16 protein-coding genes are annotated in these 26298 nt (G+C 69.4%); 11 read left to right on the forward strand and 5 right to left on the reverse strand.

Features of this window, described 5'->3' with window-relative positions; genetic code table 11:
• Positions 1-318: 318 nt before the first annotated feature.
• On the reverse strand, positions 319-1932 hold the full coding sequence (locus tag LV75_RS02725) for a methyl-accepting chemotaxis protein (protein WP_253885015.1): 1614 nt from the start codon (positions 1930-1932) through the stop codon (positions 319-321).
• 227 nt (positions 1933-2159) lie between these two features.
• On the opposite strand from LV75_RS02725, the gene LV75_RS02730 reads away from it, so the two are divergent.
• From LV75_RS02730 to LV75_RS02750, 5 genes are all read left to right on the forward strand, one after another.
• Entirely contained in the window at positions 2160-2744 is a 585-nt protein-coding gene (locus tag LV75_RS02730; protein ID WP_253885447.1) for a TasA family protein, read from the forward strand.
• 36 nt (positions 2745-2780) lie between these two features.
• The gene (locus tag LV75_RS02735) at positions 2781-6173 is read left to right on the forward strand and encodes a signal peptidase I (RefSeq protein ID WP_253885016.1); all 3393 of its coding nucleotides are present in this window, start codon (positions 2781-2783) and stop codon (positions 6171-6173) included.
• A 138-nt stretch (positions 6174-6311) separates the two neighbouring features.
• On the forward strand, positions 6312-8894 hold the full coding sequence (locus LV75_RS02740) for an EndoU domain-containing protein (RefSeq protein ID WP_253885017.1): 2583 nt from the start codon (positions 6312-6314) through the stop codon (positions 8892-8894).
• Positions 8895-8896: 2 nt separating this feature from the next.
• Positions 8897-9421, forward strand: a complete 525-nt coding sequence (locus LV75_RS02745) for a hypothetical protein (RefSeq protein ID WP_253885018.1) — start codon at positions 8897-8899, stop codon at positions 9419-9421.
• A gap of 80 nt (positions 9422-9501) precedes the next feature.
• Positions 9502-10134 carry a peroxiredoxin gene (locus tag LV75_RS02750; protein WP_253885019.1) on the forward strand — a complete coding sequence of 211 codons (633 nt, stop codon included), beginning with the start codon at positions 9502-9504 and terminating at the stop codon, positions 10132-10134.
• A 58-nt stretch (positions 10135-10192) separates the two neighbouring features.
• Here the strand turns inward: LV75_RS02750 and LV75_RS02755 are convergent, their stop codons facing one another.
• On the reverse strand, positions 10193-11962 hold the full coding sequence (locus tag LV75_RS02755; protein WP_253885020.1) for a hypothetical protein: 1770 nt from the start codon (positions 11960-11962) through the stop codon (positions 10193-10195).
• Between the two features lie 100 nt (positions 11963-12062).
• On the opposite strand from LV75_RS02755, the gene LV75_RS02760 reads away from it, so the two are divergent.
• The 3 genes from LV75_RS02760 to LV75_RS02770 are packed head-to-tail and all read left to right on the forward strand — an operon-like array spanning position 12063 to position 16758.
• Complete coding sequence (locus LV75_RS02760) at positions 12063-15347, forward strand: CHAT domain-containing protein (protein WP_253885021.1); 3285 nt, start codon at positions 12063-12065, stop codon at positions 15345-15347.
• Positions 15344-15859: a hypothetical protein gene (locus LV75_RS02765; RefSeq protein ID WP_253885022.1), complete on the forward strand. Its 516-nt coding sequence runs from the start codon at positions 15344-15346 to the stop codon at positions 15857-15859. The genes LV75_RS02760 and LV75_RS02765 overlap by 4 nt, the downstream gene beginning before the upstream one ends.
• A 2-nt stretch (positions 15860-15861) precedes the next feature.
• Positions 15862-16758 carry a hypothetical protein gene (locus LV75_RS02770; protein WP_253885023.1) on the forward strand — a complete coding sequence of 299 codons (897 nt, stop codon included), beginning with the start codon at positions 15862-15864 and terminating at the stop codon, positions 16756-16758.
• Here LV75_RS02770 and LV75_RS02775 read toward each other — a convergent pair.
• The gene (locus LV75_RS02775) at positions 16755-17969 is read right to left on the reverse strand and encodes an exonuclease domain-containing protein (RefSeq protein WP_253885024.1); all 1215 of its coding nucleotides are present in this window, start codon (positions 17967-17969) and stop codon (positions 16755-16757) included. The two genes, LV75_RS02770 and LV75_RS02775, sit on opposite strands and share 4 nt — an antisense overlap.
• Positions 17970-18121: 152 nt before the next feature.
• Here LV75_RS02775 and LV75_RS02780 point away from each other — a divergent pair, with 152 nt between their 5' ends.
• Together LV75_RS02780 and LV75_RS02785 are read left to right on the forward strand one after the other, a co-directional pair.
• Positions 18122-18712: a dTDP-4-dehydrorhamnose 3,5-epimerase family protein gene (locus tag LV75_RS02780; RefSeq protein WP_253885025.1), complete on the forward strand. Its 591-nt coding sequence runs from the start codon at positions 18122-18124 to the stop codon at positions 18710-18712.
• An 86-nt stretch (positions 18713-18798) separates the two neighbouring features.
• Positions 18799-19383 carry an NADPH-dependent FMN reductase gene (locus LV75_RS02785; protein WP_253885026.1) on the forward strand — a complete coding sequence of 195 codons (585 nt, stop codon included), beginning with the start codon at positions 18799-18801 and terminating at the stop codon, positions 19381-19383.
• Between the two features lie 35 nt (positions 19384-19418).
• On the opposite strand, the gene soxR is transcribed toward LV75_RS02785, so the two are convergent.
• Entirely contained in the window at positions 19419-19883 is a 465-nt protein-coding gene (soxR, locus tag LV75_RS02790) for a redox-sensitive transcriptional activator SoxR (protein ID WP_253885027.1), read from the reverse strand.
• 1534 nt (positions 19884-21417) lie between these two features.
• Between soxR and LV75_RS02795 the strand changes: the two genes are divergently transcribed.
• Positions 21418-22398 (forward strand): isopenicillin N synthase family dioxygenase, encoded by a 981-nt coding sequence (locus tag LV75_RS02795; RefSeq protein ID WP_253885028.1) that lies wholly within the window; start codon positions 21418-21420, stop codon positions 22396-22398.
• A gap of 58 nt (positions 22399-22456) precedes the next feature.
• Here LV75_RS02795 and LV75_RS02800 read toward each other — a convergent pair whose 3' ends face one another.
• Complete coding sequence (locus tag LV75_RS02800; protein WP_253885029.1) at positions 22457-26014, reverse strand: S8 family serine peptidase; 3558 nt, start codon at positions 26012-26014, stop codon at positions 22457-22459.
• Between the last annotated feature and the right edge of the window lie 284 nt (positions 26015-26298).

Raw genomic sequence — 26298 nt, forward strand, 5'->3', positions numbered from 1 at the left:
CCCCCACACAAAACAGGTCCACCCCATCGAGCATTTGGCACCAGCGAGTCCGACTGTCCAGGTGCTGGGAAGGTGGGCTGGGGCGGACCTGACGGAAGGCCGGTTGGCACCGCCGGGTCCGAGTGTCCAGGTGCTGGGTTGGCAGGGCTGACGAGGGCGGGCTGGGATGGCACCGGCCGTTCCGAGTGTCCAGCGGCTGAGCAGGCGGGTTGAGGCGGGCCTGACGGCCGCTGGGTTGGTGCAGCGACTCGTGTATGCCGAGCGAGTGGGGAGAAAGAGGTGCCCGCCGGACCCCCAGTGGACCGGCGGGCACCAAGCTCACAGCTGGAACTTCGCCACCGTGGCGTGCATTTCGCTGCTCATCTGGGAGAGTTCCGTTGCGGCGCGCTGCCACTGGTGGACGCCGTCGGTGGTGGTGTTGGTGGCGTTCGCGACGCCGGTGATGTTGGTGGTGATGGCTCGGCTGCTGGAGGCGGCTTCGGCCAGGTTGCGGTTCATCTCGTTGGTGGTGGCCGTCTGCTCCTCGACGGCGGCGGCGATGACGATCTGGAAGTCGCTGATGCGGCCGACGGTGTTGACGATCTCGCCGATGGCGGAGATGGCGTTCGCGGTGTCGGACTGGATGGCCTCGACGCGGCTGATGATGTCCTCGGTGGCCTTGGCGGTCTCCTGGGCGAGGTCCTTGACCTCACCGGCGACGACGGCGAAGCCCTTGCCCGCGTCGCCCGCGCGGGCGGCCTCGATGGTGGCGTTCAACGCGAGCAGGTTGGTCTGCTCGGCGATCGAGGTGATCACCTTGACCACGTTGCCGATCTCCGAGGAGGACACGCCCAGCTTGGCGACGGTCTGGTTGGTCTGCTCGGCCACGGTGACCGCCTTGCTGGCGACCTCGGCCGCCTCGCTGGCGTTGTTGGCGATCTGGCGGATCGACTCGCCCATCTCGGTGCCGCCGGTGGCGACGATGTCGACGTTCTGCAGGACCTGCTCGGCGGCGACGCTGACCGCGCCAGCCTGGGTGCTGGCGTTGTTCGCCGAGCCCGCGATGTCGGTGGAGACCCTGGTGAGCTCGTCGGCCGCGGTGGACAGCGACTCGGCGTGCGCCGACAGGCTGGTGACGGTGCTGCGCAGGGACTCGATGGTGCTGTCGACCGCGGTGCCGACCTGGCCGATCTCGTCGGTGGTGCGCAGGTCGACGCGGGTGGTCAGGTCGCCGTGCTCGAGCTTGCCCAGGGCGCGCACGACCGCGGCGAGCGGGCGCACGACCGAGCGGGTGGCCCACACGCTGAGCACCGCGGCCAGCAGCAGCGCCACGGCCAGGGTGATGACCAGGGCCCACGTGCTGCCGTTCTGCGCGCTGTCGGCCTCGGCCTTGAGGTCGGCCATCCTGGCGTCGATCGACTTGGTCAGCTCGGTGGTGACGTCGAGGACCTTGCCGTAGGCCGCGGAGGCCTCGCCGCCGTTGATGCTGTCCATGGACCGGGCGATGCTGGCCTGGGTGCCGTCCTGCAGCCACGCCATGATCTTGGTGTCCCAGTCGAAGAACTCGTCCCACGCCGGGCGCAGTTGCGCGAACAGGGCCTGCTCGGTGTCGGTCATGGCCGCGACGTGGCTGGCGTCGAGGTGGGTGTAGACGGCGTTCTTGGCCTTGAGCTCCGCGGCGTGGTTGTACGCGTCGGGGGCGGTGGCGACGGCGACGCCGTAGGCGCCGGTGTCGGCGATGACCAGGGCCTGCCAGCCGGTCACGTCGGCGGCGTCGTACTTGATGAGGTCGATGTCGTCCTGGACCTGGCGCAGGGTGTCGAGGCGGCCGCTGATGTCGTCCTGCTTGGCCAGGCCCCACCACCCCGCGCACGCGGCGAAGACGATGAACAAGACCAGGATCGCGAAGGATCCGCCGAGCCGGGTGCCGACCTTGGCCCTGCCGAGGAACATCGTTGCCACCTTCCAGTGCCCTTGCGGGACGCCGTGTCTTCCTATGGTGGCGTGATCGACCGCGCCCACACCGAACTGAGGAACACCGCGGGGTGACTGTGAACACCCTCACTTCCGCTATCGAGCAACCGTTGAGCACCCGAAGTAGCAACCACCTCACAACGGAACCACCTAATCGTGGGGCGTTGTCGACCGACAGTGGGGCAGAGACAGGAGGGTGAGTGACGATGCAGGTCAAGAAGAACAGGTCCGGGCTCAAGGCAGCGGCGGTGGTGGCGACCGGCTTGGTCGCCAGCGCTCTGGTCATCTGGTTCAGCAGCTACGCGGCCTTCTCCGCCAGTACGACCAACAGCGGCAACTCGTTCAACTCGGGTTCGGTGTCGATCTCCGACGACGACTCCAACGGGGTGCTCTTCAACGTGTCCGGCCTCAAGCCGGGTGACACCGGATCGCGCTGCATCGAGGTGACCTTCACCGGCAACGTGGCGTCCTCGGTCAAGCTCTACACGACCGGGGCCTCGTACACCGGCACCCTCGGCCCGTACCTGGACTTCGTGGTCCGCCAGGGCACCGGCGGCACCTACGCCGACTGCACCGGGTTCGTCGCCGACGGCGGTGGCCCCCTGCACAACGGCACCTTGGCCACGTTCTCCTCGGGCTACACGAACTTCAGCAACGGGATCGGTACTTGGACGCCGTCGACCAACGGCACCAAGAAGACCTTCCAGTTCACCTACACGCTGCAGGACAACAACAGCGCCCAGAGCAAGAGCGCCGGCATCGGGTTCACCTGGGAAGCCCAGAGCACGTAAGACCACTTGGAAGACTGAGAACACTCACTTAAGTGAGTGCTGGAGGACGCTGTGAACGCCAAGAACGCCGCTCGACTGCTGGGCTATGTGCCCACGGTCGCGGCGTTCTTGGCGCAAGCGGTGTTGTCCACTTTGGTGTGGCTGCTCGCGTGGTGCGTACTGCCCTACATCGTCTCCTGGCACTCCTACGTGGTGCTGTCGGGTTCGATGGCGCCTGCTATCCGCACAGGTGATGTTGTCATCGTGGGCACGCTGCTCACCGATCACCCCGCTGCGGGCGCCGTTATCGCGTTCGATGACCCCGCGCACGACAACCGCGTCTTGATGCACCGCATCATCAAGCTCAACGACGATGCCACCTTCGTGACCAAGGGTGATGCCAACCCGGAGGCCGACAGCACTCCCGTGACCGAGGACGACGTCCTCGGTCAGGGCAGACTGCGGGTGCCGTGGGTCGGGTTGCCCGCCTACTGGGCACAGACCAAGAACTGGTTCGCGCTAGGTGCGAGCCTTGTCGCCCTCGGTGGGCTGGTCGTACTTGCTTGGGAACGCCGTAGTCGCGGGCAACCGCCCCCGACAGATCTACCGCCCACTTCGGGCAGGCATCGCAAGCATCCGTTCGACGTCACCAGGCGTCGGACGGATAAGCGCGTTTCCGCCACGGTAGCGCTAGGCGTCATTCTGGCGATCGTGCTGGAGAGCGGTGGATTCGCCAAGTTTGTTTCCACGAGTACGACGTCCGGTAACGCCCTTGGCACTGCGGCATCCTTCCCTACGTACTCGGCCTCGGTCACCGGCGACAGCCCGTTGTTCTACCACCGGCAGGACGAGGCTCAGTCCTCTTCGGCTACCAGCACAGCGGCTGACTCATCGGGAAACAGCCGTCCCGGTCAGTACAACGCGCCCACCAACGGGCCTTACACTTACTGGCGTTTCGACGACGCCAGCGGCATCGCGGCGTCGGACAGTTCCGGCGGCGCCAACTCGGGCACCCTGATCAACGGTCCCACGTGGTCGACCGGGCTGACCGGGTCCGCGGTGACCTTCGATGGAGTCAACGACCGTGTCGTCAGTACCGGCCCGTCCGCCAACACCGACACCAGCTTCAGTGTCTCCGTGTGGGTAAGGACCAGTACCGCCTCGTCGACCGCGGTAGCCCTGTCGCAGGCAGGCAACACCCACAACGCCTGGTACATCTATACCCAGAGCGGCAAGTGGCGCTTCGGCCTGCCTCGAAGTGATGTCGCGAACCCCACCGAAGACTATGTAATCTCGTCGACCTCGGTTGCTTCCAACACGTGGACCCACATCGTCGGTGTGTACGACGACCCCAACAACGCTTTCCGCATCTATGTCAACGGTTCTCTGGAGGCCAGCGGCCCTCGCTCGGACTCCTACGAGTGGCGAGCCGGGGGCGTCATGGCGGCAGGCGGCGTGCTCATCAATGGGTCGTGGCTGTACCCGTGGGCAGGCTCTATCGATGACGTGCGGGTCTACTCGCGCGTGCTTGGTGCCAGCGAGATCTCCGGCATCATGGGCGCGGCCACGGCGCCTAACGCGCAGTACGCCTTCGAGCAGAGCGGATCGGTACTGACCGACTCCGGCCCCAACGGTTACAACGGCACCATCAGCGGTGCGACCTGGAACACCAACGGCCACACCACTCGATCGCTGACCTTCGACGGCGTGGATGACTACGTCACCGCGTCGCACTTCTCGCTGCGCACCGACACCAGCTTCACGGCGTCGGCATGGATGTACATCAGCAGCTCGGGTGGCGTTGACAGGACAATTCTGTCCAAAGACAGCGTCAACAACAGCAGCTTCTCCCTGACCTACGTGGCCTCGACGGGCAAGTTCGCCTTCATCATGCCCACGTCCGACACAGTCGGCTCGGCCACCGTCTCCGCGACCACGAGCAACCCGGCGGTGGCCAACGCGTGGATGAACGTTCTCGGGGTGTGGGACGCGGCCGCGGGGCAGATGCGTATCTACCTCAACGGCACCTTGGAGTCCACGGTCAGTCGGACCGGTGGGTGGAACGGACTCGGATCCATCTCTATCGGTCGCGGCCAGCGCAGCGGTTCTTACGTCGACTACTGGCCCGGGCGAATCGATGACGTCGCCCTCTACAACCGCGTGCTCAGCTCGTCCGACGTGGAAGACGCCTACACCCGGCCCACGCTTGACTGGCAGTTCAACGACAACATCGCCACGACCGTGTCCGACTCCTCGGGCAACGGCAACACCGGCGCGCTCAATGCCGTGCAGTGGACTGATTCCGGCTACGAAGGCACTGCGGGCATCTACAACGGGTCGAGCAGCTGGACCGTCAGCCAGTCGCCCGCGATCCGCACCGACTTCACCTTCACCGCGTCCGCGTGGGTCTATATGACAACACCGTCGCAGGACCGCGCCGTAGTGTCTCAACAGGGCACGATAGGCAGCGCGTTCATGCTTGGCGCGGACATCGCATCCGTGAAGTGGGTGTTCCGCATGCCAAGAACCGATGGCAACTCGCCCACCTACGACACGGTCTACAGCACAGCCGACGCTACCCAAAACCGTTGGTACCACCTCGTTGGCGTGTTCTTCGCGGGCTCCCAGCTCATGCGGTTCTACGTCGACGGCGTCCTCCAGGGCAGCGTCTCGCATCCCGGCGCCTGGAACGCGACCAACCCGTTGCAGGTCGGTCGCGCGCTGCGCAGCGGCAGCCAGATGGACTACTTCGACGGCATCATCGACAAGGTCCGCACCATCCAGGCGGGTCTGTCGACCGCGCAGGTGCAGAATCTCTACAACGCTGGCGCGCCCGCTCCGGCCGCGCTCCCGGTCGCGGGGGCTCTGTCGCCCATGAACGCGGCTCAACCCGGTGCGCTGCAAGGTGCGCAGCAAGGGCAGAGCTCCAGTACGGCGACCGGGTTCAACGGAACGACCAACGCGACCAACTTGACCAGCTTCGCCAACCCCACGAACTTCACGATCGAGGCCTGGTTCAAGGTAAGCGGCAACTGGGGCGGGCTGATCGGGGGCTTCTTCGACACGGTCAGCGTTAGCAGTACCGCCAGAGACAGGGTTGTGTACTTAGACAGCGCCGGTCGGGTGACGTTCGCCGTCAACCCGGCCGGTGGGATCAAATCGGTCAACTCGGTGGCTTCGTACAACGACGGCACATGGCACCACATGGCGGCTAGCCTCGGCTCAGCGGGCATGAAGCTCTATGTCGACGGAGTGCTTGTCGCACAGGACGCGGCAACTACGACAGCGCAGAACTACACCGGGTACTGGCGATGGGGTGGCGGCATCCTCACCAACTACCCCAACCGACCGATCAGCGACTACCTCGTCGGGGCCCTGGACGAGTACGCGGTCTACGGGTCCCAGCTGAGTGACGCCCAGATCCGGCGTCACTATCACGCGAACCACTGACGCGGCCCCGAAAGTGTCCACTCTGTGTCAACCGGACAGTGTGGCGTGGCCCCACCCGAATTGTCGTACCCCGAGAGCACAATGCGGGGGCACGGGTCGAGCGTGACCGACCCGGGAATCCGGATCGGGGGTCTGGTGATGCGTCAACTTTCGCGGCGACCACCGTCGCGGCGCGCGCCGCTGGCGGTCGTCGTGTTGGCGGTGGTCGCCGCCGTGCTCGTCTCGGTGTTCGCCGAGCCGGGCCGGGTGGTGGGGCGGCCGAGCGCGGCGGCCGCCGCGGATCTCGGGGCGTCCGCGCTCGGTCGACTGGCCGAGCTCGGCGACCTGAGGCTGCGCGGCACCCTGGAAACCGAGGGCGGCATCGGGCTCGGCATCGATGTCGTCGCGCTCGCGGGCGGGGAGACCACCGCGTCGGTCACCGACGGCGCGGGCGGGGCCGCCACCTTCGTCGCGGTGGACGACCGGGTCGTGGTCAACGCCAACGCCGCGTGGTGGCTCAACACCGTGCCGGTCTACGCCCACCAGATCGCGGGCAAGTGGGTCAAGGCGACCGAGGACATGGGCTTCCCGATCGGGATGCTGACGGCGTTGTCGGGCAAGCGGTTGCGCGACATGTTCGCGGGCGACGACTGGACCGCCGAGCCGACCGTCTACGTAGACGGCACCCGCGCGATGGCGCTGTCCCCACGGGGGTCGCCGTGGACGGTGTACCTGGCTACTGAGGGTGGCACCCGGCTGCTCGGCGTCGGCGGACCATTGGCGGCCACCGGCGACAAACTCCGCAAACTCGGTGGCCGCGCTCAAGCGGCGAACTTCCCGTACGCGTTGGTCAGCACCAGCGGCGTGGACGACCCGTGCCGGGAGAGCACCGGCCGCGCCCTCGCCGATGCCCAGCAGCAGGCGGCGACCGCCCCGGCGCCGCCGCCGGTGCCCGAGCCCAACCACGGGCCGAGCATCTCCGTCACGGTGCTGCCTTCCGGGACGTGCATGACCCCGATGTGCCCCACCGCGGTCGAGGTCCGCAACGCCGGTGACGAGACCGCCACCGGCATGCTCTCGGTGACCTCGACCAGCGGCGGCGGGGGAGTGCTGCCGATCTCCCTCGGCCCGCTGCAGTCCACCCAGCAGGTCTTCCAGGTGCTCAACCCGGCGTCCAGTTGCACCCAGACCTGCACCCGGCCGTACACGGTCACCGCGTTCGCGCAGGTCACGGCGGTGGCGGGGCCGGATCTGGACACCGGGAAGCGACTGCACGAGCGCGGCGTGGACCCGAACCGGCCGGTGCCGGGCAAGCCGGCGGTCGCCGGGCCGGACGTCAACTCGGTGATCGACAAGCTGTCCACGCCGGGGCCCGCGGTCGCGGGGTTCGCCAGGCAGGGCGACCCGCTGCTCGACGAGGTCGTCGGCATCGTGCAGAAGTCCGGTGACGCCCGGCTGCTGAGCCTGCTGACCGTGCTCGCCAAGCACCCGGCGATCGCGGTGGACGCGGGTGCGCCCAGCCCGGCGATCGCGCTCGCGAGGGCGGCGGTGAAGGGCAAGGGGCCCGAGCGGTTGGCCGCGAGGCAGGCGTTGTCGTTGTTGTCGCAGCTGGCCCAGGAGGGCGGGCGGACGCCGAACACGCTGCGGGTGGACAAGGGGTTGCTGGTCGACGCGCAGGCCAAGCGGGTCTACTCGATCGCGTCGGTGACCAACCCGGAGGACCGCGACCAGCGGGTGTACGACGCGGTCGACAAGGGCGTCCAGGCGTTCGCGGGCGTCGACACCACCGGCCTCGCCAAGGTCCTCGTCCTCGACTTCGGTGACGCGTTCCCCGCCTACGGCCAGGTCCAGCGCAACATCCTGGTCGACCAGCTCAGCTTGCACACCGCGGGCGGCAAGCGACTGATCGATCTGCTTCGTGACGCCACCGGGGAACCGGCTATAGCCGAGCTGATGGTCGCCAACAGGCTCACTCGAGCGCATGTACCGGGCGGCAGGTACGTCTTCGGTGTCGACGACGTGCGGGCCCTCTTGCACCAACGGCCCACGGCAGCGCCAACGAAGAAGCCAACCAGTAAGGACCTCGTCTACACCGCCCCCAACTTCGAGCACATGCTCCAAGGCGACCCGTACGACCCGGCCAACCCCGGCAAGCAGGATCGAGGCGGACACGCTTCGGGCGCGGGTGGGCCGAACAAGACCGAGTTTCCCAAGGCTTGGACGCCTGACGACATCAAGGAAGCCATCGCGCAGGTTGTCGACCAAGGCAACACAGTCGACAAGCAGCTCCAGCCCACCAATGACCCTCGCGCCGACCGCAACCACATGAACGCGCAGGTGTGGTCTTGGCGCTACCTGGGGCAGGCGACGGTCAAGGGGATCACCGTCGAACTGGACCTCTATGTCTATGAAGACGGCGTGTTCAGGAACGGCTACCCGTCAGATAGAGGAGCAGGACCCAACAAGATCGCCACTCGCGATCAGGTCCACGTCGACAAGACGACGACTCTCGACGATCGAACCATCTTCAAGAACCCGCCGAGCCCGCCCGCCGACCCCCAGCTCAACGGAGCCCGGACGTTTCCGCCGCGCTACAACCAGACCGCTGACACCTGGGAGTACCCGGCGGTAGCGCGTGATGGGCGGCCCGCGCTGGACCAATCGGGCAACCCGGTCGTCTACACCACCGACCTCGCGGGGGTCCCGATACCGGGCTCGCCCGTCCCGGTGGCAGGGTGTTGACCGTGAACGCCTGGGTGACCGTGCTCCGCCGCCTCGCGGGGCGCCTGCCGGACGACGACCTGGCCGTGCTGCGCGCCACCCTGGGGGCCGGTGAGCTGGCCGACCTCGAGCGGACCCTGCTGTTCGCCCTGGCCGACCACGGCGTCGGCTTGACCGACGTGGAGCGGGAACTGCTCGCGGGGGAGGGTGTGCGGGTGGACAGCCCGATCATCGCGGACCTGCCGCCCCCTGCCGCCGCCGACACCCGGTTCGTGCCGGAACCCGCTGAGTCCACAGTGGATGATCAGGTCCGGGCGACGACGGCCACCTACCCGACCCTGCGGCGGGTGCTGCGGGCCAGGCGGGTGGCGGGGGACCAGCTCGTCTACGTGGTCGAGCTGGCCGGGGGCAGTGTCGCCAACGCCCAGGCCGCGCTGCACTGGGGCATGGACGGCGCCCTGCTGGAGGTCGTGCTCGCGGGGGAGGACCTGCCGCCCTACCAGGCGGCCGCCCTGGCGGCCGGGGTCGAGTTGGCAACTGTGATCTGAGTCGGGATCCTGTTCCGCGTCGCGCCGCCATCCCTAGAATCCCGACAAAATGTCCTGACATCGGAGAAGAGGACCCCCTGGTGGCTTTGCAACTGGGCGACACCGCGCCGGACTTCCAGGCCGACACCACGGCCGGACCCATCGAGTTCCGGGAGTGGAAGAAGGGCTCGTGGGCGGTGCTGTTCAGCCACCCCGCCGACTTCACCCCGGTCTGCACGACGGAGTTGGGCCGCGTCGCCCAACTGCGCGACGAGTGGGCCGCCCGCGGCACCAAGACCATCGCGCTGTCGGTCGACTCCGTCGCCGACCACGCCAAGTGGGTCCCCGACATCAACGAGGTCAGCGACACCACCGTCGAGTACCCGATCATCGCCGACCCGGACAAGACCGTCGCCCAGCTCTACGGGATGATCCACCCCAACGAGGGCGACACCTCCTCGGTCCGCGTCGTCTACATCATCGACCCGGCCGACAAGGTCCGCCTCACCCTCACCTACCCCAAGAGCGTCGGGCGCAACTTCGACGAGATCCTGCGCGCCCTCGACGCCCTCCAGCTGACCGACCGGGTCGCGGTCTCGACCCCGGTCGACTGGCGCGCAGGCGACCGGGTCATCGTGCCGCCGACCGTGTCCACTGAGGACGCGCGCGGCAAGTTCGGCGAGGTGGACGAGGTCCGGCCGTACCTGCGGTTCGTCCAGGTCCCGCAGGGCTGATCCCGCTCGATCGGAGGCGGTGACGGGTCTCCCGTCGCCGCCTCTTTCCGTTGGGGCGTCAGGAGGTGAAGGTGCGCTCCAGGTGCAGTTCCAGTTGAGCCACCGCCTTGTGCACCTCCGACGGGCGCTCCTGTTCCTCGAACGGCACCGGGTCGGCCTCGATCGCCGCTTTCAGGGCCGTGGCGGAGCGTTCGCGCAGGGCGAGTGCGGCCGCCCACCGCTCCCGCGCCCCCGGTAGCCCCGCTTCGTTGTCCACGTGAGCCCAGTTGATCAGCAGCAAGCGGCGCACCGCGGGGGGAAGGTCGAGCTCGCCCGCCGCCATGAGCAGCTCGGTCGCGGTGTCCTGGTCGTCCAGCCAGACCGCGTAGTTCGCGCCTTCGACGAGGGCCAGCGCGGCGTGGGTTCGGGCGCCCGCTTCCAGCAGGAGGTCGACCCGTTGGCGGGTGGCGGTGTAGGCGGTTTGCGGGTCGTCGAGGTTCTGGGCCACCTCGGCGGTCTTGGCGGCCAGGTGGGCGCGGGCGGTGAGTTGGCGGTGGCCCAGCAGGGTCTTCTGGTCGTCGACCGGGGGGAAGCGGGTGCCGATCCAGTCGAGGACCTCCTCGGCGAGCGCGAGCAGCCGGGTGGTGTCGTGGTGCGTCAGCCGGACGTGCTTGGCCCAGGGGAGTTGGACCTCCACGCCGGTGGTCAGGCGCGCGGCGCGGGAGCAGCGCACGGCCAGTTCGGTGCAGGCGTGCACCAGTGAGTAGTCCCAGGGGCGGCGGATCCAACCGCGTTGGCGCTGGAAGGTGTCGGTGGTCCAGGCCTGCAGCAGGTTGCCGCGCACCCGGGGGTTGGCACCCAGCAGGGTGATCACGTCGGCGGCCAGCCGGTTCTTCCTGGCGGGCAGGTGCGCCGCGAACACCCACAGCAGACCGATGCCCAGCCCCGCGGTGGCGGCGACCAGCGGCTCGTGGCTCGGGTGGAACACCCCGACCAGTAGGAACGGGGTCACCGAGACGATGGTGACCAGCGGCAGCGCGCCGAACACGGCCTGCAGCACGCGGATCCTGACCACCCCCAGCCGGGTGCCGTGGAAGGCCGGGCCCGCGATGAGTTCGGCCCCGCACGCGTAGAACATGTACCGGGAGACCTCCCACGCGGTGAACGACGGGGTCTCGGCCCACCAGCGCGCGGTCCACTCACCCAGCGGACCGGCGGCGACCACGGCCAGCGCCGCCAGCAGGCCCACGGTGCCCATCCGGGCGGTCCTGCGGTGCGGCATGAGCAGCGGGCGGCGGCCGCGGTCGGCGCTGTAGAGGACCAGTCCGACCGCCGCGGCGCCCGCGACGCGCAGCCAGGGGGCCGGGCCGGGGATCAGCAGCACACCCAGCAGCGGCAGCACGCACACGGCCCGCGCGGCCACTCCCCAGAAGATGTCGGGCGCGGCGGGGAAGATGGGGTCGGTGCGGGGTTCGGGTCCGAAGACCCACAGGTCCGGGGGCAGCCGCAGGTTGCGCAACGCGACCCCGAGCAGCAGCGGCGCCACCAGCCACGTCGCCAACGGGTTCGAGCCGAAGGTGAACACGAGCGCGCAGACCAGGCCGGTGGTCGCCATCCCCGCCACACCGAGCAGCAGCCCGACCACGGCGACGACCGCGACCGGGAGCGACCCGAGCGGGCCCGCGACCAGCGGCAGCGCGATCGCCAGCAGGACGTCGGCCGAGTACCAGAGCGGGGAGCGGGTCAGCGGGACGCGGAGGGACTCGCGGCGGCGGAGTTCGGCGAACACGACGGCGGCGCAGACCAGCAGCACCTCCGCCAGGGTCGAGGGCTGCGCGAGCGGGGCCACGTGAGGTCTGGTCGCCCCCGGTGGCCACCGCGTTACGGGGTGTCGCCGGAGTGGGTCGACTTCGCCCCCGGCGGCCGGTCCGCGCTGCCATGATGATCAGGTGTTGCGGGCCGCGCAGATCCTGATCGGTGTCGCGTTCGCGGTGACCGGGTCGTTCGCCGACCTGCCCGCGACGGGTCCGGTCGGGTGGCTGCTGTTCTCGGTGTACGTCGCCGTGGCCGGAGTCGGTCTCCCCTGGGCCGCCGCGGCGTACGTCCTTGCCTCGGCGATCAGCGGGCTCCCGTCGACGACGCTCGCGCTGTACGTGGCGCTCGGGAGCTTCGGGGTGTCCTGGTTGGCGCGGCGGCAGTGGGTCACGCACCACTGGGACATGTTCTGGTACGGGCGGCGGCTCCGTCGCGGCGACCAGGGCCGACCCGGTATCGCGCCGGAGCCATCGGTGCTGATCGCGACGTACGGCTACTGGCTGGTGGTGGCGCTGCCGCTGGTGACCGCCATCGCCGTGGTGCTCACGACTGGGCGGACACCGGTGCTGATCGCCGCCGGTGCGGCGGCGACCGCGGTGGCGTGGGGGGCGGCGTGGCGCGCGCGCCCGTTCAGCCGGTACCCGAGGCGGTCCCTGCTGTTCACCGAGGCGCAGGTGCACCTGCTGTGGGTGTTGATGATGCTGAACAACGGCTCGGTCTTCGCGCGCTCGACGCAGGTCTGGGTGGTCCTCGCCCCGTTCATCCTCGCCGCCCAGATCGCGCTGACCTGGCGGCTGCGCCGCACCGGCAGCCGCTCGGCGCTCTCCGTCACCCAGTCCCTCGGCCCCGTGCTCAACGGCCAAGCGTTGTTCTACGCCGTGCTCGGCTACCCGCTCCGGCACGAGGTCGAGCTCCTCTGGACCAGCGTCGCGTTCGCCTCGGTCGGGCTGGTCGCGGTGGCGGTCCAGGTGCGGTCCCCGTGGTGGGCGCGGTTGTCCGACACCTCGGTGTTCCAACCGCGCACCGCCGACGGCGCCCGTGCTCGCGGGGCTTGGCTGTACGCGCCGGACCCGGCGGTGCCGCACGCGCTGGCGGCCAGGGCCAGGAAGGAGCTGACCGCCGCCGGGTGGCCGCCGAGCAGGCAGGCGGTGCGGACCGCCCAGGTCTGGTTGGACGTGGCGAAGCAGTTGGTCGACTCCGCCCCGGCACTGGTCGCGGCCAGGGGCGACTGCCTGTTCACCCAGGGGCAGATCAGCGAGGTCCATACCCACCGCGGTGCCGCGCTGGCCGCGTACCGGGCGGCCGCGGCCGCGTTCACCGAGGCCGACCTGCCCGCACTGGCCGCGCTCGCCCGGCTGGCGGAGGCCAGGCTGGTGCCCGACCCGGCGCCGGTCCGCGCGGCGATCGCCGCGAACGACGCCCTGCCCCCGGCCGTGCGCAGGCTTGCCGGGGCAGACCTCCCCGGTCCGCTGGGCCCGCTGCCGCCGGTCCACCCCTTGGCGGACCCGCCGTGGAACCCGCTGCCGGAGCACGCGCCGCGGGACGCGCCGGACCAGCTCGCGGTGTTCCGAGCGGGCGAGGGCCACGCCCGGCGGCTGATCACCCGCGGCGAGCGCCTCTGGCGCGGTGGCGACCACGCCCGCGCCGCGACCGAGCTCCGCGCGGCCGCGACCCTGCTCGCGGACAACGCGCAACTGGCCCCCGCGACCTCCGTGCTGCTCGAACTCGGCCGGGCGCAGGCCGACCGCGACCCGGTCGCCGCGCACGACACCTTCCAGGCCGCGCTGGCGCTGCGGTCCCAGTTCGCCGACAACCTGGTGGACGAGCCGCTGCGGATCCAGGTCAACGGGTGGTTCGACGACCCGCACAGCCGCTTGATCGCGCTGCTCGCCCGCGACCAGGAGGTCCGGTGGCCCGCGACGGCCGCGTTCGACCTGGCCGAGCGGGCCCGGTCGCGCCTGCTGCTGGAGCTGCTCGGCGACTCCACGCCGCTCGCGGCGCGCGGTGTGCCGCCGGAGCTCGCCGCGCGGGAACGGCGCCACCTCGAGCAGGTGCGCCGCAGCGCGAGCGCGGCGCGGAAACCGGGTGAGCGCACCCGGAACCTGGCCCTGCTGCGCGCCGCCCGCGCCGAGCTCGCCGAGACCTGGCGGGCCATGGCCGAGCACGGCGGGCGGGCGGCGGAGTACGCGGCATTGCGCCGGGGCGAGCCCGCGGGGTTCGCCGAGATCGCGGCGACGCTGCACGACGCGACGCTCGCGGAGTACCACGTCACGGTCGACGAGGTGGTGCTGTTCCTGGCCCGGTCCGGCGACAGCGCGCCGCGGGTGGTGCGGGTGCCGATGACGCGCGACGAGCTGGTCGGGATCGTCGCGGAGTTCGGTGAGACCGCGCGCGAGATCGGTGATGGCGACCCGGACCGGTGGCGGGTCCCGTTGGTGCCCTTGGTGGCTCCGCTGGTCGAAGCGTGCGCTGAAGGGGCGGTGATCTGGATCGTGCCGCACGACCTCTTACACGGCTTGCCGTTGCACGCCGTCGAGGTCGATGGGCGGCCGTTGGGCGCGCGGAACCCGGTTTGCTACACCGCAAGCGCCACCGTGATGCGCTATAGCCAAGCGCGACGACGCCCCGACGCGACGGGCACCGTCGTGCTTGCCGACTCCCGCGCCGACCAACCGCTGCCGCGTTCCCGCGCGCACGCCCAGCGACTCGGCGCTCGCACGTGCTTAGTCGGCGACGAGGCGACTGTGCCCGCCCTGGCCGACGCCATGGGTACCGGGGTGTCGGTCCTGCACATCGCCTGCCACGGCGAGTTCGACCACGAGCAGCCCGTGCGGTCGCGGGTCCTGCTCGCGGCGTCGGGGGCTGACGACGGGCTGCTGACCGCCGAGCGGATCCTGGGGATGTCGCTGCCCGCGGACCTGGTCACGTTGAGCGCCTGCCAGAGCGGACTGGCCGACCGCAGGCCCGGGGACGAGCTGTTCGGCCTGACCAGGGCGCTGGTGTACGCGGGGGCGGCGAGCGTGCTGGTCAGCCTGTGGTCGGTCGACGAACTGCCGACGACGATCCTGATGGCGGCGTTCTACCGGGCCAGGGCCGACGGCGCGGGCAAGGCGGAGGCGCTGCGGATCGCGCAGACCGCGGTCCGGGAGGCGACCGCGGCCGACGTGCTCGCCCACTGCGAGCGCACCGGGATGCCCGCCCGCGACATCGCCGACACCCGCTTCCGCGCCGGTGACTTCGCGGGCGCGCTGCGCGAGTACACGGCACTGCTGGCGACCGACGACAGCCCGGACCTGCTGATCGCGCACGCGGCGTGCACGTTGGCCGCGGGCGTGGGCGGGACCCCGGACTACTCCAGGAGAATCTACGCACCACCCGCCAATTGGGCCGCGTTCGTGCTGATCGGAGACTGGCGATGAGACCCGATGACCCGTTCTCCTCGGTCGCCGACACCGAGGTGACCCTGGTGCGCGCCGCGGCCGAGTTCACCTCCGGCACCGCGGTGCTGCTCGGCGCCGACGACGAGGTGCTCGGGACCGTGACCGGCGCGGGCCAGCGGCCGTCGGTGCTGGTCGACGCGGACATGACGGTCGCCGAGTTCGCCAGGTCGCGCGCGATCACGTTGCTGGTGCTGGACATGCCGTACCTGGTCCTGGTGCGCGACGGCGCGGTGTTCGGCGTGGTGGCTAGGTCGGTCGTGGCGGAATATCTGGCGTCGATCGCGCACAAGCCCTCGGAGAACCTGATGGGCATCGGGGGCGGGGCGGCGGACGGGGTCCTGCCCGGCCCGGTGTTGCTGCCGTTGGCGCACGTGGCGTGCAAGTACCCGGACTGCGGCTACGTCAACGCGATCGCCTACTGGCACCCGCAGAAGCCGCCGCGGTGCGCCAACCCGGACCGGGCACCCCACGACCTCGTCTTGGAGGCCTGACCGTGCTCGCCGACGTGGCGCGAGAGACCGGTGGCCTCTTCGACCGCCGGTTCCTGATCAACGCCCTCTTGCCGACTCTGGCCACCTTGGGCGGTCTAGGCGCGGTAGTGGTGGGGACGCTCGCTAACCCCGGGCAGGTCCTTCTTACGTGGAACAAGTTGGACGGGATGGTCCGCGTGCTGCTGGGCACGGGGGTTGTCGTTGTCGCCGTGCTCGTGGCCGCGGTTGTGGCTGGGCGTGCACATTCGCTGATCCGCGCCTACGAAGGGCTTTGGTCAGGCAGGGTCGGTAGCGCTATGGCGGGTTGGGCCACTCGTTGGCGCCGCCGAGAGACTCCCACGCGGCTTGGCGACGTCCTTCGTGACGCTGAGACCTACCCCTCCGAGCGGTACGGCCTCGACGCGGTGGTGACGTGGCCGCGCCTGTACCCGCTGTTGCCGGACAAGCTGATCGCCTCGCTGACCGCCGCCCGCACGGAGTTGGAGTTCCAGCTGACCATCTCCGCCATGGCTGGCTTCTTCGCTATCACCTCTGGCGCTTACCTCGCCTTCGTCCGTAGTGGACCTGTCTTGGTGTTGGCTTGTTACTGGGGTGGGTTGCTGGTGGCGTGGGGGAGCTACCGCAGCGCTCTTGCACCTGCCCGCCTCTATGCGGGGCAGGTCAAGGTCGCGTTCGACCTCTATAGGCAGGCACTGCTCGCCCACCTCGCGCTGCCGGGCGATGATGAGCGCACCCAATGGCGGCGGCTGGGCCACTTCTGGCACCGCAACATTCCGATGACGGTCGAGGTAGTCTCGCCGGAGGAGAAACCAGCCAAGACGACCGGGTTTCGTCTTCCGCTCGGCTGGCTCACCTTGGCCACGGTAGTCCTTAGTGGACTCCTGATCGCTCTCGTCTAGCCCGCTAAAGCCGCTAGCGCGCGCACGAAGGCATCCTCGGTCACGACCGGGACGCCCAGCACCCGGGCATCCTTCGCCTTGACCGACATGGTGTCCGGATCCGCTGCGGCGACCAGGCGGGTCTGCCTGCTCACAGCAGTCATCACCCGAAGACCCGCGGCCACCGCGCGGGCGGTGAGGTCATCGCGGTCGGCGGTCATCATGCCGGTGAACACGACCTTGTCACCCGGGCGGAGCACCAGACCACCCACCGTCGGCGCCGGGTCCACGCGCACCCGATCACCCGGCGTCAGCACATCGGCGACCGCGGCGCCGTCGAGGCCCAGCAGGGTAGCGACCAAGCCGATGTCGGCCAGTTCCCGCTCGCCCACGCTCACCGCGGCCTGGGCTAACGCGCGCAGGTAGGTGTGGTGGATGGCGAGTACCTCCTCCCGGCGCAAACCCAGGCGCGTGGCGACCCCGACCAGGGCATCCGCGTCGGATGCCGAGATCCGGCGGTCGAGCAGCGCGTCGTCGAGCACCGCGAAGTAGGCGTCGACGAGGGGCTCCTCGTCCCGCGGTAACCAGGGCACCAGGCGGGCGAGGAAGTGCGGTTCGACGTGATCGGCGGGCAGCCGTTGCGCAGTGGGCGCCAGATCGCGGGCTAACGCGGGCCAACCCCAGGCGGCGGCCTGTAACTGCTCGTCGGTGGGCCGCACGACCTCAGGTGCTTGGGCGAGCATGTGGCCGAACAGCGCGCCCGCCGCCATAGCGTCATCGCGAGCAGTGTGCCAGCGCATCGCAGGTAGGCCTGCCGTCGTGCAGCAGGCCACCAGGGACCGCCGGGAGTTGGGCATGACGATGCTCGCCGCGCGCATCGTGCAGAACCCGGCGAGGTCGTCGAACGGCGACTCGACGCCGATCCGGGCGAACTCCGCCCGCAGGTGCATCGCGTCGAACGGCCAGTTGTGCGCGACCACGACCCGACCGCGCACCTGTTCGACCAGGTCACCGGCGATGTCGGCGAACCGGGGCGCCCGCCGCGCCTCGGCCGCGGTGATCCGGTGGATCGCCTGCGGCCCCAGGTCGCGCTCGGGGTTGAGCAGCGTCGACCACTCCCCGGTCACCGCGCCCGCGGCGTCCAGGTGCACGACCGCCACCTCGGCGATCCGGTGCCGATGCGTCGGGTCGATCCCGGTGGTCTCGGTGTCGACCACGGCGAAGCCGTCCACGCCCGTCCTCCTGGTTGTGCCGCGTCCTGTTGCCCCCATTGCACCACCCGACACCGACATCCGGGCTGGGCCAGTGGAGTCACGCCGCTTGACCTGAACCCGAGTTCAGGTTCCAGCATCGGTGGGAGGGGCGTGTCGAGTGAGGAGTTGCCATGTTATCCAGGGGACTGCGGGTCGAGGGCGCCGTGGAGTTCGGCACCGAGCAGGTCGGCGACCGGCGCGGTGTGACGGTGTCGACCTACCGGGAGGACGTGTTCACCGCCGCCGTCGGCCACCCGCTGTTCCCGGTCGCGCAGGCGGCCACCACCCGCTCGCGCAAGGGCGTCGTGCGGGGCATCCACTACCAGCCGCCCACCGCGAAGTACGTCTACTGCGTGCGCGGCAAATCGCTCGACATCGTCGTCGACACCCGGGTCGGGTCGCCCACCTTCGGCCGCTGGGACTCGGTGATGCTCGACGACCGGCACTTCCGGGCGCTCTACCTGCCCGCCGGGGTGGGGCACCTGTCGATCGCGCTGGCGGGCGAGACCACGCTGACCCGGCTGACCTCCACGCCTTACGACGACGACACCGCCGCCGCGCTGTCCCCGCTCGACGCCGGGCTCGACCTGCCCATCCCGCGCGGGCTCACCCTGGTGCTCGCCGAGCGCGACCAGAGCGCGCCGACCCTTGCCCAGGCGTTGGCCGCGGGCCTGCTGCCGGACTACGCAAGCTGCCGGGCGGATGATTTGACCTCCAGTTAGGTGGAGGTCATAGCGTCGATGACGTCGAGTGGCGCAGCGTGCGCCCAGCGTGACCCCGGTCGCGCGAACCGAGAGGAACTCCCGTCATGCCGACTCCAGCCAGCCGCGTCGCCGTCATCACCGGCAGTGTCCGAAAAGGACGCTTCGGCCCGACCGTGGCGAGGTGGTTCGTCGAGCAGGTGGGCAAACGCGACGACATCGAGGTCGACGTGATCGACCTGATCGATTTCGACCTGCCCACCGCGCTCACCGACGACCCCACCGCGGACGTCAGGGCCAAGCTCGGCGCCCTGGACCCCCGGCTCACCCGGGCGGACGCGTTCGTCGTGATCACCCCCGAGTACAACCACAGCTACCCGGCCTCGCTCAAGGCCTTCATCGACTGGCACTTCACCCAGTGGCAGGCGAAACCGGTCGCCCTCATCTCCTACGGCGGCATGGCGGGCGGCCTGCGCGCCGTGGAGCACCTGCGGCAGGTCTTCGCCGAACTGCACGCGGTCGCCATCCGCGACTCGATCAGCTTCCACAACCACCCCGACCGGTTCGACCCCGACGGCACCCTCCGAGAGCCCGCCGCGGCCGAGGCCGCCGCCAAGACCCTGCTCGACCAGCTCACGTGGTGGTCCCTGGCGCTGGGTGAGGCCAGGGCCAAGCGCCCGTACACCGCGTGAGCCCGCCGAGGGGACGCCTTGTCCGGGGCGTCCCCTCACCCGGTCTCCTCCTCCGGTAGCAACACCCTCGGCCCCGACCCGACCACGCCCATGTGGTCGTCGGGGTTGGCTAAAGCGCAGTGGCTGATCGATAAGCACCCGCACCCAACGCAGTCGGCGAAGTTGTCGCGCAGGTGCGTGAGCAACCGGATCCGCTCGCTCAACTCGTCCTGCCACCCCTGCGACATCCGCTTCCAGTCCCGCCTGCTCGGCACCCGCCCCTCGGGCAGCGTCTCCAGCGCGGCGCGGATCTCCACCAGCGCGATCCCGACCCGCTGCGCGATCCGGATCAAAGCCACCCGCCGCAACGTGTCCCGGTGGTACCGCCGCTGATTCCCCGCCGTTCGCCGACTGCTGATCAACCGCTGCCGCTCGTAGAAGTGCAACGCCGACACCGACGTCCCACTCCGCTGCGCCAACTGCCCGACGGTCAACTCGAGTTCCCCGACCCCCTCAGCCATACCCAAGATCATCCCACCGGTCCGCACCCACCGCGACCTCCCGAGGTCGGCTCTGGCAGGTCGAACCCCTTGGGAAGTACCACACTCCGGACACCCGAGTAACCCCCACCATTGCGCTGTTTCACCCTCACTTCCACGCTTGGTTGCCTCTCTCGCCGACCTGTCCAAGCCACTGACGTCGGCCCCTGGAAGCCAAGGTGCCACCCCGGTTTCCGTCCGGTCCGCCTCGGCCCACTTGGTCAGCCCCTGAACACTCGGAAACCGAAGTGTCACCCCAGCTCCCCGTCAGGTCTGCCCTAACCCACAGTGCCAGCCCCCCTGGTCACTCGGAAGCCGCTGGTGCCAGCCCGGCCCTCCGTCAGGTCCAGCCCCAAACCCGTCAACCCAGCCCGTGGACACCCGGACCCGGCGGTGCCAACTCGGCTGCCGTCAGGTCCGCCCCAACCCCACCTGACCAGCCCTGGACGCTCGGACCCAGCGGTGCCAACCCGCCCCCCGTCAGGTCCGCCCCAACCCACCTGCTCAGCCCCTGAACACTCGGAACGGCCGGTGCCATCCCAGCCCGCCCTCGTCGGCCCTGCCAACCCAGCGCCTGGACAGTCGGACCCGGCGGTGCCAACTCGGCTGCCGTCAGGTCCGCCCCAGCCCACCTTCCCAGCGCCTGGACAGTCGGACTCGCTGGTGCCAAATGCTCGATGGGGCGGACTTGTTTTGCGTGGGGGGACAACACCCGTAGCGTTTCCGCGCGGCAGGGCCTGCTTTTGGGCCCCTGCTTTGCGGTTCTGCGTCGGGTGTTGTAGGGGCCCCGCGCAAAACAAGTTCGCCCCATCGAGCTTGTCGCATTGCCGCGTTTCCCGCCGATGTTGCCGCCAGGCGACGAGGCGTTTCCCGGAGCCGAAGGCGGAGGCCCGAATCCCTTGCCCCGCACCCCCAACCCCGGTCTACGCCAAGATCAACCTGACCGAAAGCCCCCAAATACACAGCCTACCGCGCACCACCGACAAACCGGGAGCAGCAAGCAAGACCCTGTGGACAACCGCAGGCGTTGTGGACAACCAACCACCACAACACCTCCCGCAAGATCAACTCAACCAAGACCCCCCAATACACAGCTTACCGAGGCGCACCGACAGAATGGGAGCAAAGAGCGGCGATCTGTGGACCACGGAAGACGTTGTGGACAAATCGAGGAGCCCAGCAGCCCATCCGCAAGATCAACTGAAATAGAGTCCCCCGAATGCACAGCCTACCGAGTAGCGCCGACAGAAAGGGGCATCGAGCAGCGGCCTGTGGACAGCAGACGGCGTTGTGGACAACTCAGTCCCCAGCAAGTCGCGACCCCAGCCGCAATCCCGCCACGCAAGATCAACTAATTGAGAAGCCCCCGATTCACAGAATACCCAACCCCACCGACAACACCGCCCAAACAGCAAGCCCCTGTGGACAACTCCCAACGCCCCCCAGGCGCACAAGAGCGCCAGTCCGAGATGTGGGAGGACTGCGCACCGGGCGGTACGCGACCTACGCTCGGCATATGACTGCGCTGCCACTGATTGACATCTCTCGGTTTCGGGGTTCTGGGGGTGCTGCGTTCCTGGCGGAGATCCGGCGGGCCGCGCACGAGGTGGGGTTCTTCTACGTCATCGGCCATGGGGTGCCGGAGGCGTTGACCAGCGGGATCTTCGCGGTGGCGCGGGAGTTCTTCGCTCTGCCCGAGGCTGAGCGGTTGGCGATCGAGAACGTCAACTCGCCGCACTTTCGGGGGTATACGCGGACCGGGAACGAGCGGACCGGGGGGAGGCGGGACTGGCGGGAGCAGATTGATGTGGGGCCGGAGCGGGAGGCGCTCGAGTTGGGGGCTGGTGACCCCGCGTGGTTGCGGTTGGTTGGGCCGAATCAGTGGCCGGTAGGGCTGCCGGAGTTGCGTGAGGTTGCCTTGGCGTGGCAGGCGGAGGCCCAGCGGGTTTGTCAAGAGGTGCTTCGGGCGTTGTCGGTGGCTTTGGGGCAGGAGGAGGGGTACTTCGACAAGTGGTTCGACGAGGAGGCGGCGACCCACGCGAAGATTGTCAGGTACCCGGGGCGGGCGGATGACGGTAGTGATCAGGGAGTTGGGGCGCACAAGGACTACGGGTTCCTGGCCTTGCTCCAGCAGGACGAGATAGGCGGGCTGCAAGTTCAGATCCCGGACGGGGATTGGGTGGATGCGACGCCTATTCCGGGGAGTTTTATCCTCAACATCGGGGAGATGCTGGAGATTGCCACGCAGGGGTATCTAGTGGCTACCAAGCACCGGGTGATCTCGCCGCCTGCTGGGGTGGATCGGTACTCGGTGCCGTTCTTCCTGGGGCCACGACTGGATGCGGTGGTGGAGCCTATAGAGCTGCCCGCCGAGTTGGCCGCTGCGGCGCGGGGGATTAGCCAGGACGCGGATAACCCGCTGTTGTCGGCGTATGGGGAGAACGCGTTGCTGGGGTGGCTGCGGTCGCACCCCAAGGTCGCTGAGCGCTGGTACTGAGCAAAAAGGGCGGGCCCCGGCGCCCGTGGGGGACGTCGGGGCCCGCGGTCTAGCTGGATCAGCCGATCCGGTAGGCGCGGATCACGGTCTGGTCGACCGTGTTGCCCGCCGAGTCGGTGGCCTTGGCCCGCAGGGACGCGAAGCCGCTGGCCGGGTGGGTCACCGTGGCCTTCCACGCCGCGCCGTCGCGGACGAGGCGGGTGGGGGTCCAGGTGGCGCCGTCGTCGTAGGAGACGTCGACGGTGAGGGTGCTGACGGTGGGGACACCGTCCTGGCGGGCCACCGTGACCGGGAAGCTGACCTCGCGGCCGCCCGGGGTGGTGTTCGCCAAGCTGACCGGCGGGCGGAAGCCCACGGTCAGCAGCGGCAGCGCGACCCGGATGTCGCGCGGGAGCTGGAAGGACCAGTCCGCGCTCACCTTCGTCGAGGTCGGCCACCACGGCTGGTCGCGGGCGATGTCGCTGGTCAGCCGGTACTTGCCGGGCTCGCCCGCGATGAACACACCGCGACCGGGCTGGTTGTGGGTGCCCACGAGCTTGCCCTCGCGGTAGAGCGAGGTCGTGCCGAGGTCGGAGCCGGTCCACTGGTCCGCGCCGCGGGCGTGCCCGGCCGGGTCGGTGAAGAACGGCACCGTGACATCGATCAGCTCCACGTTGCGCCACGCCCACGGGTGGTCCTGGCCCAGGTCGTTGCTGATGGTGCCGGGGAAGGCGGGCGCGAGGACCGAGGCAGCCCACTCGACGCGGTAGGACTTGCCCCGCTCCAGGGTGATTCGCTCCTCACCGTCGCCCGCGATGCCCCAGTAGCCACCGACCACCAGCCGCCACTTGCCCGGCGTGAAGTACTCGGTGCGCTCAGCCTTGGCGACCGCGCCGAGACCCCACTGGGTGCCGATCTCACCGCCGAGGCCTTCCACCCACGCTGAGGCGATCGGCGGCTCTGCCTCGGTGCCCTCGTAGTAGGCCGTTCGCACCGCGGCCAGGTTCGCCGTCTTCTCCTTGTAGGTCAGGTTCGCGGGAACCTTGCCCGTGGCTGGGTAGGACAGCTCGTAGCGGTGCTTGCTAGACGTGCGAGCGATGAACCGCGCGGTAAGCCCACCGGCCTTGGCAGCGTCGGCGAACCTCTTACCCGGCTCCTCAAAGAGGATGACGGAAGGCAGAGCAGGAGAAGGGTCTTCGCTCAGCGCACGCGCACTCAAGCTCGTGTTGAACAAGGGCAGGATGCCGACATACTTGCCGCCTGCGACCTTCACTGCCGCAATACGCTGGTACACCTCGTCGAGCGTGGTGGTGGCAGGTACCTCCACCACCACGAACTTGCCCTTGGCGTCGATCTTCGCCAGGTCCTCCGGGGTGCCCGCGCCGCCGTGCACGACGGGCAGCCGGTCATCGAGCGCCGAGTCCGCCGATCCGCGCAGCCAGCCCGCGATCGTCTCGAACGACTGGCTCCCCTCGCCGTGCAGCTCCACATCCGGCTGCTCGAGCCGGAAGTTGTCGGCGTAGCCGAAGCCGGGGCTGCTCACCCCGCGCGTGGAGAACGCGTAGACCTCGTTGAACCGGGGGTCGAAGCCCCACAGCTCCGAGTACGGGTACGGCGAGTCCTTGACCGTGAACTGGAACCGGCTCGTCCAGACGCCGCCCCTGGCCTCGGGCTGGTCGATGCTGGCCGAGACGCGCTTGCCTTCGCGCGCGTCGAAGGTCACCGTCTTGTTCGCCTTGCCGACCTTGAGGTTCGGGTTGCTGTACAGCGTTTGGATCGGCAGCTGGCCCGCGCGCGGTGTCTCGATGGAACCGCTGAGCGCGTAGGTCCCCGGCCGGACCCGCAGCTTGTCGCCCGGGTTGCCGAACACCCACTCGCCGGTGTCGAGGTTGATGAGCGACGCGTGACCCGCGGTGGTGTCGGCACCGGTGCGGTCCTTGAACTTCACGTCCAGGTCGTAGTGCTCCGGCTCGTCGTACACCCCGACCGGGGTGCGGACCTGCGCCGACGAACTCGTCGCCGCGAGCACGCCGCTGTAGGCGGCGGGCGCGCCCGAACGCGGGGTCAACGTCAGCGTGACGTCGGCGGATCCCTTCGCCGGGACGGTCACCGTCTTGGCCGACAGCTTGGCCAGCTTCGCCGGTGCCGCCACGCCCTGCTTGTCGCGCAACGCCAGGTCGAGCGTCAGCGTCACCGGGGTGGTCGAGTCGTTGGTGTAGGTCACCTTCCGCTGCTCGACCGCGGTCGACGGCCACCTGAGGTAGCCGTTGACCGTTGCCTGCTCCGCCCGCACAGCCTGGGTCGTGGCCCGCGCTAGGTCGATGAGGCCACCGCCGACGGAGTTCACGCCGTTAGTGCCTACGGGCGCCGCCGTACCCACCAAGGCGGACTTCAGCTTCGCTGCGGTCCAGTCCGGGTGCTGCTGCGCCAAAATCGCCACTGCGCCCGCCGTGTGCGGGGTAGCCATAGAGGTGCCTGAGAGCCGCGCGTAGTTCTCGTCAACGTTCTCGCCGAGGTTGGTGTCCTTAGCCCGCGCTGCGACGATGTCCGAGCCGGGAGCGGCGATCTCCGGCTTGACCGCGCCGTCGATCAGACGCGGCCCGCGGCTGGAGAACTCCGACAGCTCACCGCCCTTGGTGACGCTACCGACGGCTAGAGCCGAATCCGCCGAGGCGGGGCTGCTCACGGTGTTGTCAGACCCGTAGTTGCCCGCGGCGATGACGAACAGCGTGCCGTTGCGCGCGGTCAGCGTGTTCACCACCTGGGAGGCGGGGTCCGTGCCGTCGGTGGGGTAGCTACCGAGGCTGAGGTTGACGACCTTCGCCTTGGCGTCGCTGGACGCCCACTCCATCCCGGCGATGACGTCGTCGAGGGAGCCCGACCCGCCGTCGTCGAGGACCTTGCCCACCGCGAGCGACGCGTCCGGCGCGACACCCTTGAACTTGCCGCCGGAGGCGGCACCGGAACCGGCCACGGTTGACGCCACGTGCGTTCCGTGCCCGTTGCCGTCCTGGACGTTGCCCTTGCCGCTGAAGTCCTTGCTTTGCGTCACCTTCCCGGCCAGGTCGGGGTGCCCGGTGTCGTACCCGGTGTCGAGCACCGCGACCGTCACACCCTTGCCGGTGTGCCCCGCCTGCCACGCCGCGGGCGCGCCGATCTGCGGCACGCTCTGGTCGAGGTTGGCGGTGAACCGCGCGTTCAGCCAGATCTTCTTGGGCCCACCGGCCAACGACGCGGCGGCACCGTTGCCGCTGACGGACGACCAGAACAGGCTCGCGTTGGCCTTGTCCTCAGCGAGAGCGCTGTAGCCGAGGCTCGGTAGCGTTCGCTCCACCACGGCACCACGCGGTGCGGCAGCGGCAACGGCGGCCTGCCCGTACTCCACGAGAAGAGGCAGTGTCTTGCTGTTCTTGTCGTCGAAGCGCTGCCGGATCAACCCGGTGATGTTGAACAGTTCCTGGTCGATCACCCCCGCCTGCACCAGCCTGGCCGCCTTCGTAGGCACCAGGTAGACGTCAGTGGTCTTTCCGCGCTTCTTAGCGAAGGTGCTGTACTGCGAGACCGGCCCGGAGCGGGTCAGCCCGACACTCCACCGTCCCTGCTTGTCCTTGACGGCCTCTACGCGGTCCCCGGTCACCAGTGTGACCTGGTACCGACTCCCCCCGACATCCCCCACGGACGGCGACGGCTGAGCCGAAGCCGTGCCCCCCATCGGCAAAACCCCTACCGCGGCCAGCAGAACCGCCAGCCCGGCGAGGAGTCCTCGCCTGTGATCGCGCATGCGCACTCCTACCTGAGGACAACCCTGTCGCACCATCAAACGCCGATCTGGTGGTGCTGGGTTGCACCATTCACAGAATCTGCCGCTCGTCGCCCGGTGAGCCCAGTCCTTTTGTCGGGTAAGGAAATCCGCCACGCCGC

Origin of the sequence: Actinokineospora diospyrosa, from assembly GCF_024171925.1 — a bacterium.
Classification (GTDB): Bacteria; Actinomycetota; Actinomycetes; order Mycobacteriales; family Pseudonocardiaceae; genus Actinokineospora; species Actinokineospora diospyrosa.